At 41.3% G+C, this 12588-nt stretch carries 14 protein-coding genes; 11 read left to right on the top strand and 3 right to left on the bottom strand.

The window, feature by feature from the left end; all coding sequences use genetic code 11:
- Window positions 1-106 precede the first annotated feature (106 nt).
- The 8 genes from ACFFAP_RS28760 to ACFFAP_RS28725 all read left to right on the top strand — a co-directional run bounded on the left by ACFFAP_RS28760 (window position 107) and on the right by ACFFAP_RS28725 (window position 6254).
- The gene (locus tag ACFFAP_RS28760) at window positions 107-436 is read left to right on the top strand and encodes a hypothetical protein (protein WP_375514430.1); all 330 of its coding nucleotides are present in this window, start codon (window positions 107-109) and stop codon (window positions 434-436) included.
- Window positions 436-870: a hypothetical protein gene (locus ACFFAP_RS28755; RefSeq protein WP_375514429.1), complete on the top strand. Its 435-nt coding sequence runs from the start codon at window positions 436-438 to the stop codon at window positions 868-870. The genes ACFFAP_RS28760 and ACFFAP_RS28755 overlap by 1 nt, the downstream gene beginning before the upstream one ends.
- Window positions 871-872: 2 nt before the next feature.
- Complete coding sequence (locus ACFFAP_RS28750) at window positions 873-3467, top strand: hypothetical protein (RefSeq protein WP_375514428.1); 2595 nt, start codon at window positions 873-875, stop codon at window positions 3465-3467.
- A gap of 3 nt (window positions 3468-3470) precedes the next feature.
- Window positions 3471-4325 carry a hypothetical protein gene (locus ACFFAP_RS28745; protein WP_375514427.1) on the top strand — a complete coding sequence of 285 codons (855 nt, stop codon included), beginning with the start codon at window positions 3471-3473 and terminating at the stop codon, window positions 4323-4325.
- Window positions 4326-4736: 411 nt separating this feature from the next.
- Window positions 4737-5093, top strand: a complete 357-nt coding sequence (locus tag ACFFAP_RS28740; RefSeq protein WP_375514426.1) for a hypothetical protein — start codon at window positions 4737-4739, stop codon at window positions 5091-5093.
- 100 nt (window positions 5094-5193) lie between these two features.
- Complete coding sequence (locus ACFFAP_RS28735) at window positions 5194-5415, top strand: hypothetical protein (protein ID WP_375514425.1); 222 nt, start codon at window positions 5194-5196, stop codon at window positions 5413-5415.
- A 36-nt stretch (window positions 5416-5451) separates the two neighbouring features.
- A complete protein-coding gene (locus tag ACFFAP_RS28730; RefSeq protein WP_375514424.1) occupies window positions 5452-5853 on the top strand; it encodes a hypothetical protein in 402 nt (133 codons plus the stop codon).
- A gap of 32 nt (window positions 5854-5885) precedes the next feature.
- The gene (locus tag ACFFAP_RS28725; RefSeq protein ID WP_375514423.1) at window positions 5886-6254 is read left to right on the top strand and encodes a hypothetical protein; all 369 of its coding nucleotides are present in this window, start codon (window positions 5886-5888) and stop codon (window positions 6252-6254) included.
- Between the two features lie 158 nt (window positions 6255-6412).
- On the opposite strand, the gene ACFFAP_RS28720 is transcribed toward ACFFAP_RS28725, so the two are convergent.
- Window positions 6413-6874, bottom strand: a complete 462-nt coding sequence (locus ACFFAP_RS28720) for an ankyrin repeat domain-containing protein (protein WP_375514422.1) — start codon at window positions 6872-6874, stop codon at window positions 6413-6415.
- 121 nt (window positions 6875-6995) lie between these two features.
- Window positions 6996-7472, bottom strand: coding sequence for a DUF2656 domain-containing protein (locus ACFFAP_RS28715; protein WP_375514421.1), 477 nt, complete (start codon window positions 7470-7472; stop codon window positions 6996-6998).
- Window positions 7473-7928: 456 nt separating this feature from the next.
- Here ACFFAP_RS28715 and ACFFAP_RS28710 point away from each other — a divergent pair, with 456 nt between their 5' ends.
- The 3 genes from ACFFAP_RS28710 to ACFFAP_RS28700 are packed head-to-tail and all read left to right on the top strand — an operon-like array spanning window position 7929 to window position 12392.
- Entirely contained in the window at window positions 7929-10046 is a 2118-nt protein-coding gene (locus tag ACFFAP_RS28710; protein ID WP_375514420.1) for an ATP-binding protein, read from the top strand.
- Window positions 10047-10056: 10 nt separating this feature from the next.
- Window positions 10057-10431 carry a response regulator gene (locus tag ACFFAP_RS28705; RefSeq protein ID WP_375514419.1) on the top strand — a complete coding sequence of 125 codons (375 nt, stop codon included), beginning with the start codon at window positions 10057-10059 and terminating at the stop codon, window positions 10429-10431.
- A gap of 8 nt (window positions 10432-10439) precedes the next feature.
- Entirely contained in the window at window positions 10440-12392 is a 1953-nt protein-coding gene (locus tag ACFFAP_RS28700; RefSeq protein ID WP_375514418.1) for a response regulator, read from the top strand.
- 8 nt (window positions 12393-12400) lie between these two features.
- Here the strand turns inward: ACFFAP_RS28700 and ACFFAP_RS28695 are convergent.
- Window positions 12401-12588, bottom strand: a 188-nt coding sequence (locus tag ACFFAP_RS28695) for a hypothetical protein (protein WP_375514417.1), incomplete at its 5' end; no start/stop codon positions are given.

Raw genomic sequence — 12588 nt, 5'->3', positions numbered from 1 at the left:
AGCATTACACGTCCTCAGTGATTATTCTGCTTTTACATAAAACTGGAACATTTACGAAATTTCTAATAAGCCATACAACAGATTTATTCACTTCAAATTAGTTTTTATGGCAGAGCCAACTCTGACAGATATTTTCGGCACGGGCGCAACTCAAGATGCTACTAGTATCACAATTCAAAAAAGCTCCTTACCCCGACTAACTGCATCGGCTAACAATACATCTGAAAGTTTACTGACAGCAATTTTATTGAAAGCTCAAGTCTCACTAAGTCAAACTAGCTTTGATGCAAATATTAATCAGTCTATTTATGTAAGCGCGGGATTTTCTAGTTTTACTACTAGAGGGGTAAATAATGATTTCTATCGCGTAGATCAACTAATTTTTAATTTAGCGAAAGTTGATACTGGATCAATTATTGATCCAGATGATTATTAATGTCTTGTACGCTGACCGTTGTTTTTAATACTCCTGGATACAACGGCGGCAGTGTCACCGAAACTTATACCGTTCCCGATGGTAGTTATCAAACAGCCTACAAAGTTGTTACAAGTGGCCCACCTGGGAATTCTTATGATGCGCGAGTTGATGGAACTGGTGGAACAATAATACTAGGAAGTTACACTCCTGGTAATATCGTTGTCTCGATTGCCTCAACTAGTAACTCTTGTCCCCCTCCTAGTCCTGCTTATGATTGCATCAATGGAGCTTGTATAAAAAAAACAATCTACAGCACACCGGGCTTGTACAAATCATTATCTGATTGTGAGGAAGCGTGTGGTGTTGGATGTAGCGGTAAATGTGTAAACAATAGCGACTGGGCACAAATTGAAGGTTTATCTGGGCAATTAAAAAATAGAAATTGTAGCTAATAATGAGCGCTTCTAATACTATTTCAAATTTGCAATTAGCACTTAATTGTGCTGGAAAATGTGATTGCTGTAATCAACTGCAATCTGAAATTAATGCTATCAATACAAAGATAGCAGGATTAAAAAATGTAGATGAAAATGCATTACGCACTTCAATTAGGGCATCATTACAGCCCGACATTACTACAGCCGTTGGTGCAGGAGTAGCATTACTAGCTGGCAAGTTAGATCCTCAAATCAAAAACTTGATTAATGGATTGACTGATGCAAAACAAAGAATTGATAGTACGGAAAATATCGCCAGAGATGCTAAGGCGAAGGCAGATGCTCAAGCAAGGCAAAAATATGCTCAGTTAAGCGACCTAGAGAAAGAAGTACGTTTACGAGAGTACGGCGATAACTTGCATCAACAAGGTTACTCAAAAGCTCAAGTCGATGCAATGCTGTCTGACGAGAGGTTGGCTGCATCCCTTAGAGAAGCCAAAGGACAACAAGCACTTCAAGCAGAATACAAAAACCTGATAAGAGCAGAGCAAGCACGAGCGACTAGTGCTGAATCCACAGTTGGCTCCAAAGCAGCAAATGCTATTGATGAAGCGGCAAGGGCTTCTAGTGCTGCTTTAAACGCCAATGCTGAAGTTACTGGATTGAAAGGTTTAGTCAATGGCTTCAAAGATCAGGTTGGTCGATTCGGAAGAACAATTGAGCGATTAGAGTCAGCAGTAGGAACAGCGATCGCAAATGCTGCAAAAGCTATAGGAATTAGTGAGCAAGCGCTAGCAGCTACTGGCCGAATACTTGGCAAGATTGCTGAGATTTTTAATATTATCGGAACTTTTGCGGTGTTATTCGAGCAACTTGCAACACTCAATGTTCTTGGTGGTCGTATTGATGCGGTTGAAAATGCTGTAAATGCTCTTGGTACTTCTGTATCAGGAGTACTCGGCAAACTTCTTGGCTTGCAAAATCGCATTGGGCATAATGAAGCGTCGATTTTAGAAGTAAGAGCAATTGCTATAGATGCTAAGGGCATTGGGGAAGCAGCAAACTTAAAAGCTGGTGCAGCCCAGGTAACAGCGTCTCGCGCGCAAGGATACGCCACTACAGCGCAAAATACAGCAAAACAAGCACAATTGACAGCTGATGGCGCAGTAAGAAATGCAAAACAGGCTAATGATAATGCTACCACTGCTTACCAGAAGGCAGAAGTTGCTCAAAGTATTGCAGAACAAGCTAAACAAATAGGTAAGCAAGCACTTTCAAAAGCGGGTGAAGCTATAGGTGTAGCCCTGACAGCTTACGCACTTGTGCAAGCAGTTAAGAATCTCAAGGGTCTAAAGGGAGATCCTGGTATCCCTGGCAGGCAAGGCGAAAGGGGTTTGCAGGGTATTCCTGGCAGGCAAGGCGAAAGAGGTATGCAAGGTGTTCCTGGGATTCCAGGAAAAGATGGTGTAACCACTGTTTTACCAGGAACACCTGGTAAGCAAGGTGAACGTGGATTACCGGGTATTAGTGGGCTGCCAGGCAGGAATGGAAAAGATGGAAAGGACGGAAAAGACGTGAACCCAGGCGATTTAGCAGGATTAAAGGCGCTAATTATTCAGCAACATAATCAAACACGGCTTAATAGCACAACGCAACACACAACTACAAGAGCAAGAATTTTAACGCCGATTATGGCGGCTCTAGCACCAATTATTGTTTTACTAAAACAGATTTTTGATATCGTTTCAAAATTCAGTGATGCAGCACAATTAGTGTTATTAAACATCATTAACAACAAGCTAGGCAAGCAAGTAACTGGTGGATTAAGCCAATTTATCGAAACAATTGCTAAAAACACCTATCTCGAAAAAGCTTTAAGTGTTCTTACTTTTGCCGCAACTATACATAACGCTTTGATGTTAAGCAATAACTTAGGTCAAACATTAATTACGATTGTAGATCAGGTAACAGGTTTTTTACTTCCTAAAGGAATTGATGGCACTCCCATTAGCTTTAGTGATTCGCTTGGTAAAGCTGTGCATCTAGTAATTGAAAGTACTATCGGTGAAGAAAACTATAAAGAATTAAGTGAAGATTGGCAAAAAATAAATCGGATTTATCAAGCAGCCTCAAATGTTTTCAATCAGGTTACTCAACTAGGCGGGCTAATCACAACTGGATTAGAAGTTGTTGGCGGTAATATCGGTAAGATAGGGAACGCATTAAGAAAAGGTGGAGTGCTATTAGAAAACGCCTATGGGTATATGAACCCACAACCGAATCTTGAAGGTAAATTCTTCTCTTTCATGAACACGGCTAACGAGAAATTGAGTTCTATTGCCGCAGTAGTTGCTATTCCTATTGCCTTTAAAGAAGTAGTGGGCGGCATTCGTAGTAGTACGGCTGATTTAAAAAGAGAGATATCACAAATCGATCCAAAAGATGAACACGGGAACCCAATTAAAGATAAAGATGGCAATATTGTCCATTACAAGCCAGGGGTAGAAGTTCCAACGCCAATAGTTGAAGAAGCTAAGGGAGAACAAGCAAAAGCAGATTCTACAAATTTTCTTGAATTGGTATTAGAAGACATTTTTGATGGAGGTGATTAATAAATGACAACAATCACTCCAGCACAACCACCCGATGATAAGTTACCTGATAATTTTGATCCGTTTGAACATCTACAAAAGATTTATATTCCTCAGCACAATGCACTTGTGAAGAGATATTTTGCAGATTTAGGAGATGATTGGAAACCGAATATAGCCTCGTCCAGAAGTGCTTTGAGAGTTGCTTGTACTATGGTGGATAATGACAATCAATTAATGATGAACTTACGGCATCATTTATTGTTTGATTTGTTAGGATATGGCAAAAAAGATTTAGGTATTTTTTACGGGATTCCTGCTGAAAGTTTTCAGGAATCTGTTGATGGCAGACCACAAGTATTTTTGTATTTTTCTCAAGATTCTGCCAGCGTTTCTGAGGGTGAAAAGAAAGTAGAAGCAGAATATTCTTTTCGGTTGATGAACGAAACACCAGCTACGATGACCCCAGTAAAAGCAATAGCATTAGCTAAAGATATCAAGCAACAGTTTATTTCTGGGGGACAAGGAGTAGTATTTACCAAAGGAAAAAACATCTACAAGTACTACCATGAGGAACACGGCTATCGGCTACAAGTCTACGGAAATACTGAAGTTGATACACAAGATATAATTACCCGCCTTCTTAAATGCCAAGACATTTTATATGATGAAAATAGATTAGTCGTTAGCACTCCCAAAAAAGCCTCAATCACTAATCAGACAGCAACGCAATTGGTATATGGTAAACAAAAGAAAAAGCCAAGGTATAGACCTGTTGCTAATGTCCGTTTCAGGTATGCTTATATGTATTTACGAGGTAACGAACGACCCATTTATTTAGTCGATGCTACTGGAAGGCATCATGAGGCACTTGTTTAGGAAGTAAGTAATTTGCTTGATTAGCAACTTATTGAATTCTCCTCAGGTAATTATCTATTACGCTTGTTGAAAAAAGAGTAAAAAATATATCATATCTCTTTAAATAATTTGAAATATTGTAAAGATTTAACTAGCTCCAGTCGGAAAACTTGTTTGAAGAGTTTTTCAAATCCCGGTTAGACGTGATTGGTTATCAATCTAGGATTAATTATCGGAAAATATACTGAAATTTTTATAGACTTAAAATCCCTTATTTAAGTACTTTTTCGGAGCAACTAATTTGTTTAAAAATAATCACTATTTTAAAAAAGCTATCAACGTGTAACAAAAACCGGAACCCTTAAGGGTTCCTTACAGAGATTAAAGCGAAAAAGCTTTGATACAACTCAATTAGAAGCAAAAAAATAGATTATGGCTAATACAAGGCAAACCTACTATATTCCAATAGGAACTGGAATCGCTTTCAAATTTTCTGGTAGTAAGACTATTTACACTACCTCAGTCTGTACCTTACTTGGCATTTCAACAACAGCCCCTGCTAATGCAAAAATCTTTAGTGGTAGCGCTAGTACTTTTGGCGTTAGCAAAATTCGCGTTAAGTATGTCAAGACTGGTACTGCTGGAAGCGACACTGCTGTTTATGCCACTGGCAATGTTCTTGTCGCACCGTCAAAGCTAGAAGATGCTTTAGCTGGACTCGCCGGACAAAACTACAAAGGTAAAGATATCACTGAAGCCTATCTAGCTCGTAGGAGAATCTTTATCTAATTTGAGGGTTATTCGTTAACTCTACTGTTGGATTAGCTTTTTACTTTTCTAAACTCTTCTAGTCACAAGACTTTTGCTCTATCAACAAAAAGGTGATTTTATGTCAAAGTTTGTTATTTCTGTTAATGACTCTGAGGATAAATTAGAGGGTTACTACTCTTCTACTACTAACTCTGATGGCTTACTTACTGAAGATTTGAATGAAGCTAACGTTTTCTTGACTAAGACTGAGGCGAGAACTATAGCTGGTCGCTATCAATCGCTAAATGCCGATAAAGATGTAGCAGTAGTAGCAGTTACAGTAGTGATAAAACCAGCATAGATTACAAACAAAGCATAGTGATAGAGATGAATTTTGATGACGATTAATTGGTCACTAGTACATAGTAGTCACACTAACATTAACGGCAACAACTCAGAAATCTCTATCACTCCAGCATTTACAGGCAAATACATTATCGTTTTTACCGATAGCCTTGGGGCAAATCCTTCATGGTACAAAGCGGGGTATCTATTACCATTTTTTGATAATAGCAGTATCGGAAGAGTCTACGGCAAGAGTAAATTTTGTGGGTTGAAACGTCATACTTTTATTAAACTTACTGACTGGGAATTTCTTCATTCTTTTGCATTTAAGCCTGTTTCTTGGTTGGTGGATATTCAGATAAAAATTTGGAGTACAGCAGATTATGCACTCTATGACCAAGAAGACCGAATAGAAGAAAGGTTAAATGAAGTTTACAACATTTTACAGAATTGATTTTTAAGAATTCAGAGTGTGCTAGATTTACCATGAAATTTGATCTTAGCTTCGCTGGTTTTATACTTTCCTTGGTTGTCACTGCATCAGGTTGGTTTTTTCGGTGGAACGATAAGAAAAGATTTGAGAAACAGCAAGATAAACTTGAAAGACAGCAGGCTATTATCCAAGCGGAAGCTGCTGGTGAAAAAAGGGTAAATGAGATACGCGATTTTAACCACCTTTTAGGTAATCAAAAACAAATCTCAGAAGGCATCACTACCGGGTTTAAGGATATTGAGGAAGGCATGACTACAGGGTTTAAGGATATTGAGGAAAAAATAAGCAATCTTCGGGAACTAATGCTTAGAGTGGAATCTTATCTAATTCGCAACCAAGGCACTAAAAATCGTGAGGAGTAATTTACTGACAATTTAAGACTTGCACAAGTATTTATTCCCTGCTTCCCACCCTGCAAGAGCTTTTACCCCTTACTGCACTATGCCCATTACCTTCTAGCAGGCGTTGATAGCGTACAGGCGACCGGGCGCTGTTTTCCCATGTGCATTTCTAGATTAACTCACTGGGGATTCACCTGAGCGCCCATTTTCACTAGACGTTGCACAATATCTGTTTGACCACGCCGCGCCATTGTCATCAGCACAGTCTCCCCATAGGGATTACGACCGCAGATACTAGCACCACGATCTAGCAGCAACAAAACAATGTTGCGGCGATCGCTTTCTGCGGCAAACATCAAAGCTGTGTAGTCTGCTGGATTTTTCGCATTCACATCAGCATTATGAACCAGCAGCAATTCTACAATATCGAAATAACCCTCTGTGGCTGCCCACATCAATGCAGTATTACTGGCTCCCAAGGCTGTAACACCCCCGGTAGTATTGGCATCTGCGCCTTGGGCTAATAAGCTCTCCACAGCAGCAGTGTCACCTTTGATAATCGCGCGGATCAGATATTCGTTGAGAGAAGGCATTGTTAAAGTAATTTGTAATTGATAATACTCGCCTCCGGCGAGAAGCAAGCTACGTAATTCGTAGTTACAACCTTACAACTTAGTGGGCAGTTCAAGAAGCACCAATCTTTGATCGGCGTGCTTGCTTGTACTCATTCTAATGACAAACTCAGAACTAGTAATTATTTGCTCAAGCTTTCTTTAGTTCAACTTTGAATACGCTATCTGCGGGTTTCTGGGCGATAGTGGCATCCCAAGCGATCGCCTGCAAAAATGCCTCACCAGAGCTAGTTTCTACTACATCCACACCCCAGTTTCCTGGTTGCAGAGCATCAGGAGAATCGCTAGTGGGGGGAGTTGTTTTAATACCACCTAAAACCAAAATTTCTGGGATAGGATCTGTGCTTAATTGCTGCGATTGCCGCTTCTGTGCTAGGGTTTTAGCACAGAGTTCTCCAACTTGCTGCGGCGAAAATTGGTTGGTAGAAAATAAAATTTCCACAGTCCAATGGGGATGATTCACCAGCCTGCATTGCAGGTGTTTATAGGCACTCAAGCCCGATAGAAACACTTGGGCAAATTCTTCCTGACTGAGGGTTGGTATCGTGTCAGGAGAAACATTAAAGTTGTGAGAGAGCAGCATTCGCCCTTGAAATTGATTAAACATTTGGGTTCAGCATAATTACAGCTAGGGTTTAAGCGACTTGAGGCCTAGCAGATAGCTTCTGGGATGGGTATTACATTTTGCTATGGGCAGGTTGGATAAACGCTTCAAGCCATTTTTATTCTCTAACCATAGTAAGGTTAATCACCTAAATATGATTCGTAAAGTTTAGTAACGTTAAGGTGATTGGTTTAAATTCGGGACTTCAACAAAAAATCAAGTATAAACAGGGTAGAATGGTTTACTAGCACAGGTTTCACATAAAAGGAACTCCAACATGAACTTGGTCTGCTTAAACAGCAGCTGATAAAAAGTATCACTGACTACAAAATTTGCAGGCGATCGTCTTTTGGAAAAAAGTTTGTGATCTACTGATATTCGGTAGCTTTGTTTATGTCTAAAAAACAGTAAAAACCGATTGTGACAGTTGAAAGTGCGGAATGTAAAATATAAATGTAGATGTCTAAACGTTCCTCTAAGCAGCGATCGCAATCTGGCGTGAAAAAATCTCAACATCAACGACGATTAGACAAGCGTCTGATTCAAATTTTATTTAAAAACGCCCATGATGCGATCGCCCTGATTGACGATTGCTTATGTTTCGTAGAGATGAATATTGCTGCTTGTAATTTACTAGGTCTACCGCCTCAGCAACTCAAAGGGCAAGCTTTAGCTAATTTCATCACTGCGGAATTTGCTCGTCAACCCAACTTTCTTAGTTTTCCACCGGGACAATCATTAATGGGGGAACTGTTAGTTTCATCTTCTGCCCAGAACCAGCGAGAGATGGAGTATACCTTAACACCTAATGTACTTCCCCACTGTCATCTGCTGCTATTACGAGACATTAGTCAGCGCCGGGAATCAATGCAGGCAGAATTACGACAGCAACAGCAACGGGTAGAACTATTTTCGGAAGTGACGCTGAAAATTCGTCAGTCGTTACAGCTAAAGGAAATTCTGCATACTACCGTCACGGAAGTGCAACGGATTCTGCAAGCCGATCGCGTGCTAATTTATCACGTATTGCCGGATCGTACAGGAAGAACCATCAGCGAATCAGTTTTACCAGATTATCCCACACTGATGGATCTGGAATTTCCGCAAGAAGTTTTTCCTCAAGAGTATCAACAACTGTATGCTCACGGACGGGTACGTGCGATCGCGAATGTCCACGATCCGGCGGCTGGCTTGGTAGATTGTTTAGTGGAATTTGTCGATCAATACCAGATCAAAGCCAAATTAATTGTACCGATTGTGCAAAACCTGAATGCCCAGTCCCAAAATCAGCTTTGGGGTTTGTTAATCGCGCACCAATGCGACAGGGTTCGCCATTGGGTAGATTTCGAGTTGGAATTAATGCAACAACTGGCCGATCAAATCAGTATTGCTTTATCTCAAGCCCAACTACTAGAACGCTTAGAAGAGGTTGTAGCAGATCGCACCGCAGAATTGCAAGAGGAAATTAATGTGCGAATGCATGTGGAGGCGGCACTGCGACAGAGTGAGGAGCAATTGCGCTTAATTACGAATACGCTGCCAGTACTGATCGCCTATGTGGACGATCAACAACAATATCGCTTTAATAATCAAGCATATCAGGATTGGGTGGGACAATCTCCTAAAGAAATTTATGGTTCCCATCTACAACAGATTTGGGGAGAAGATTGCTACCAAAGAATGCGAGTTTATGTAAAAACAGCTTTATCTGGGCAAGCCGTCAACTATGAAAATGATATTCTTTTAAAAGATGGGAGTTGGCGATCAGTTGATGTAACTTACATCCCAGATGTAGATGACCAGAACACGGTGAAGGGATTTTTCGCCTTGAGTAGTGATATTAGCGATCGCAAAGCCATTGAAAGGATGAAAGATGAATTCATTTCTGTAATTAGCCATGAATTGCGGACTCCCCTAACTTCATTGCACAGTGCCCTGAAAATATTAGCGACAGGACGATTGGGCAGTCTCTCGACCGAAGGACAACAAATGCTAGGAATTGCCGATGACAGTACTGAACGGTTAGTACGTTTAGTCAACAATGTCCTCGATTTACAACGAATTGAGTCTGGCAAAGTCATCATGGAGTGCCAAGCCTGTAATGCTGCTAATTTGATGATCCAAGCAGCAGAGGCAATGCAAGCAATGGCACAGCAGCATGAAATCACTCTGGTCAAACAACCACAAGATATCTCAGTGTGGGCAGATGCAGATTATATCATGCAAGCTTTGACAAATTTACTCAGTAATGCTATTAAGTTTTCATCACCTGGTTCTACTGTTTGGCTAACAGTGGAACCAGGAAAAGGCTCTCCAAACCTCCCCAAAGAATTGGTATTTCGGGTGCGAGACGAAGGGCAAGGCATTCCTGCCGATCAACTCGAACGGATTTTTGAACGGTTTCAACAAGTAGATTCATCAGATTCCCGCAAAAAAGGTGGTACTGGTTTAGGGCTGACCATCTGTCGCAAAATTATTGAACAACACAACGGCAGAATTTGGGCTGAGAGTACTCCAGGGTGTGGAAGCACCTTTGCATTCACATTACCTACCCTTGAGTGGGTCAATATCTCATGAAGAAGGATCTATGCATACAAAGCGGATTTTAATTATTGATGACGAAGAAACCATTCAAACCGTTGTGCTATTTGGCATCAAAATGGCAGCAGGTTGGGAAGTTTTCACAGCTAGTTCTGGCTTTGAAGGCATCCAAACTGCCCAAACCCAAAAGCCTGATGTGATTTTGTTGGATGTGATGATGCCAGATATGGATGGTATTACTACCTTTAAAGAACTCCAGTCTCATTCTGAAACAGAACAAATACCAGTGATTCTTTTAACTGCCAAAGCACAAACGGCAGAAAAGCGGCAGTTTAATGATTTGGGAGTTACTGGTGTCATTACAAAACCTTTTAACTCTCTGAATTTACCGGAGCAAATTAGTAGAATCCTCCATTGGTAGCCGCATTAATGAAAATCTTACTTGTGGATGATGACGATTTATTAATTAAAGTCTTAACTGTAAATCTGGCAACCCATCACTATGTTGTAGATGTAGTCAAAGATGGGGAAATGGGTTGGACTTATGGCTCCACCTTTAAGTATGACCTGATTGTACTCGATATCATGCTGCCAAAGTTGGATGGTATCAGCTTATGCAAGCGTCTGCGGACACAGGGATACACCGTCCCGATTCTGTTACTTACGGCTCAAGATAATATTACCGCCAAAGTGCAGGGATTGGATGCAGGTGCAGATGACTATGTTGTAAAACCTTTCGATACCACAGAACTGATTGCCAGGATTCGGGCATTGCTGAGGCGGGGAAGTAACAATCCCTTTCCTTTACTGACTTGGGGGGATTTGCTCCTTAATCCCAGTACTTGTGAAGTGACTTACAATAGTCGCCCCCTGAACCTGACAACGATGGAGTATGATTTGCTAGAACTTTTGCTGCAAAAGTGTCAGCATGTTTTTAGTACTGAAGAACTTCTAGACAGATTATGGTCTTCAGAAGATTTTCCATCTGGGGCAACAGTACGTTCCCATATCCGTCGTGTGCGACACAAGTTAGTTGCAGCCGGTGCGCCTCATGATTTTATCGCTACCATGCATGGACGGGGTTACTACTTAAAAGCACAAAGCACAGAAGAATTAACCACTCAATCGGCAACACCAGCTGTAAAGAAAGCTGCGGGTGACTCTCAAATAGCTGTATCTCTAAAAACGTTGAGTGATTTGGCAAACTATGATCTTCCTGACAATTCCCAACAACAATACCAGGCTTTTCTCAACGAGACTTGGAAAACTACAAAACTGAAAAGCCTTGACCAGATAACAATTTTGTTACAAGCTGTCAAAGACTTACAAAAAAATCAACTCAAACCTCAACAACAAGCACAGGCGCAACAAATTGCTCACAAACTGGCGGGGACTCTGGGAATCTTTGGGTTAAGCAAAACAATGCACATTGCACGGCAGTTAGAGTATTGGTTGGGTGGTCGAGAACCGCTACAACCGAAACACGTGCCGTTGATGAAAACCCTGGTGATGGATCTCCAGCAAGACATTGAGCATACTACACTGATTCAACTGTCTCAGGTTCCCAATGGGCAATCACCGCTTTTACTGATTGTGAGTTCGGATATCGAGTTTAACCAGTCCTTAGAAGCTGTGGCGGCAAGCCGGGGAATTTGCATTCAGATTGCGCCGATGCAGGAGAATATGGCTAAAGCTTTGCTCACAAGAGATTCAGTTTTTGATAGCTTAGGCCAAAATCCTGATATCATAGTGTTACATTTTCCCTCAATTCCATCCGAACCTTATACTCACCAAGTAAGTAATTTTTGGGAAACATTGCAGATATTAGCACAGCGTTACCCTGGCTTGCCAATTGTCGTAATTAGCGATCGCAGTGAATTGGGCGATCGCTTGGAGGCAATGCGGCGGGGCGGAAAACTGTTTTTGACAGCACCAATTCCTCCTGAACAGGTGATTGACACAGCAGTAAACTTGTTGCGCGGTACTGAGATAACAAAGAAAGTGATGATTCTCGATGACGATCAAGACTGGTTACATACTCTCCCCACCCTGCTGAAACCCTGGGGATTTAAAGTCACAACCCTTGCCGATCCGCAACAATTTTGGACAGTATTGGAAGCCGTCACCCCCGATGCCCTAGTATTAGATATCAATATGCCACAGATAAGCGGATTTGAACTCTGCCAGATTCTCCGCAGTGACCCTCTTTGGCAGCGTTTGCCAGTTTTATTTCTGAGTGTGCTGACAGATTCCGCCAGTCAGAATCAAGCTTTTAGTGTTGGTGCTGATGATTATTTGTGTAAGCCCGTTAAAGGAGTCGAACTAGCTAACCGAATTCTGCGGCGGTTACAAAGAGTTAAGGCTTGGGCAAAATACAGCTGAGTTAGGAGTTAGGAGTTATTCTCCCCTCTGCCTACTCCCCACTCAGCACTCTTGAGGGGCATTGGGCATTGGGAAGAGACAAGGGGACAAGGAGAATTGGGAACAAGGGGAAGGGAAAGACGGCGTTGTAAGGGACTTGCAAAAAATAAATTATCCCAAATTATTTCTAGATTTTTAGGGGCGCAAGGCCTTGCGC

It is taken from the genome of uncultured Nostoc sp., from assembly GCF_964245575.1.
In the GTDB taxonomy this organism is placed as follows: domain Bacteria; phylum Cyanobacteriota; class Cyanobacteriia; order Cyanobacteriales; family Nostocaceae; genus Nostoc.
The sequence above is the reverse complement of the archived record's forward strand: the minus strand, read 5'-3'. Positions and strand labels throughout refer to the sequence as shown.

Bases quoted from the DNA above. Each gene is read 5' to 3' on its own strand.
- ACFFAP_RS28740 (WP_375514426.1), top strand. From the start codon at position 4,737: ATGGCTAATACAAGGCAAACCTACTATATTCCAATAGGAACTGGAATC.
- ACFFAP_RS28730 (WP_375514424.1), top strand. From the start codon at position 5,452: ATGACGATTAATTGGTCACTAGTACATAGTAGTCACACTAACATTAAC.
- ACFFAP_RS28715 (WP_375514421.1), bottom strand. From the start codon at position 7,472: ATGTTTAATCAATTTCAAGGGCGAATGCTGCTCTCTCACAACTTTAAT.
- ACFFAP_RS28760 (WP_375514430.1), top strand. From the start codon at position 107: ATGGCAGAGCCAACTCTGACAGATATTTTCGGCACGGGCGCAACTCAA.
- ACFFAP_RS28705 (WP_375514419.1), top strand. From the start codon at position 10,057: ATGCATACAAAGCGGATTTTAATTATTGATGACGAAGAAACCATTCAA.
- ACFFAP_RS28745 (WP_375514427.1), top strand. From the start codon at position 3,471: ATGACAACAATCACTCCAGCACAACCACCCGATGATAAGTTACCTGAT.
- ACFFAP_RS28750 (WP_375514428.1), top strand. From the start codon at position 873: ATGAGCGCTTCTAATACTATTTCAAATTTGCAATTAGCACTTAATTGT.
- ACFFAP_RS28725 (WP_375514423.1), top strand. From the start codon at position 5,886: ATGAAATTTGATCTTAGCTTCGCTGGTTTTATACTTTCCTTGGTTGTC.
- ACFFAP_RS28735 (WP_375514425.1), top strand. From the start codon at position 5,194: ATGTCAAAGTTTGTTATTTCTGTTAATGACTCTGAGGATAAATTAGAG.
- ACFFAP_RS28755 (WP_375514429.1), top strand. From the start codon at position 436: ATGTCTTGTACGCTGACCGTTGTTTTTAATACTCCTGGATACAACGGC.
- ACFFAP_RS28700 (WP_375514418.1), top strand. From the start codon at position 10,440: ATGAAAATCTTACTTGTGGATGATGACGATTTATTAATTAAAGTCTTA.
- ACFFAP_RS28710 (WP_375514420.1), top strand. From the start codon at position 7,929: ATGTCTAAACGTTCCTCTAAGCAGCGATCGCAATCTGGCGTGAAAAAA.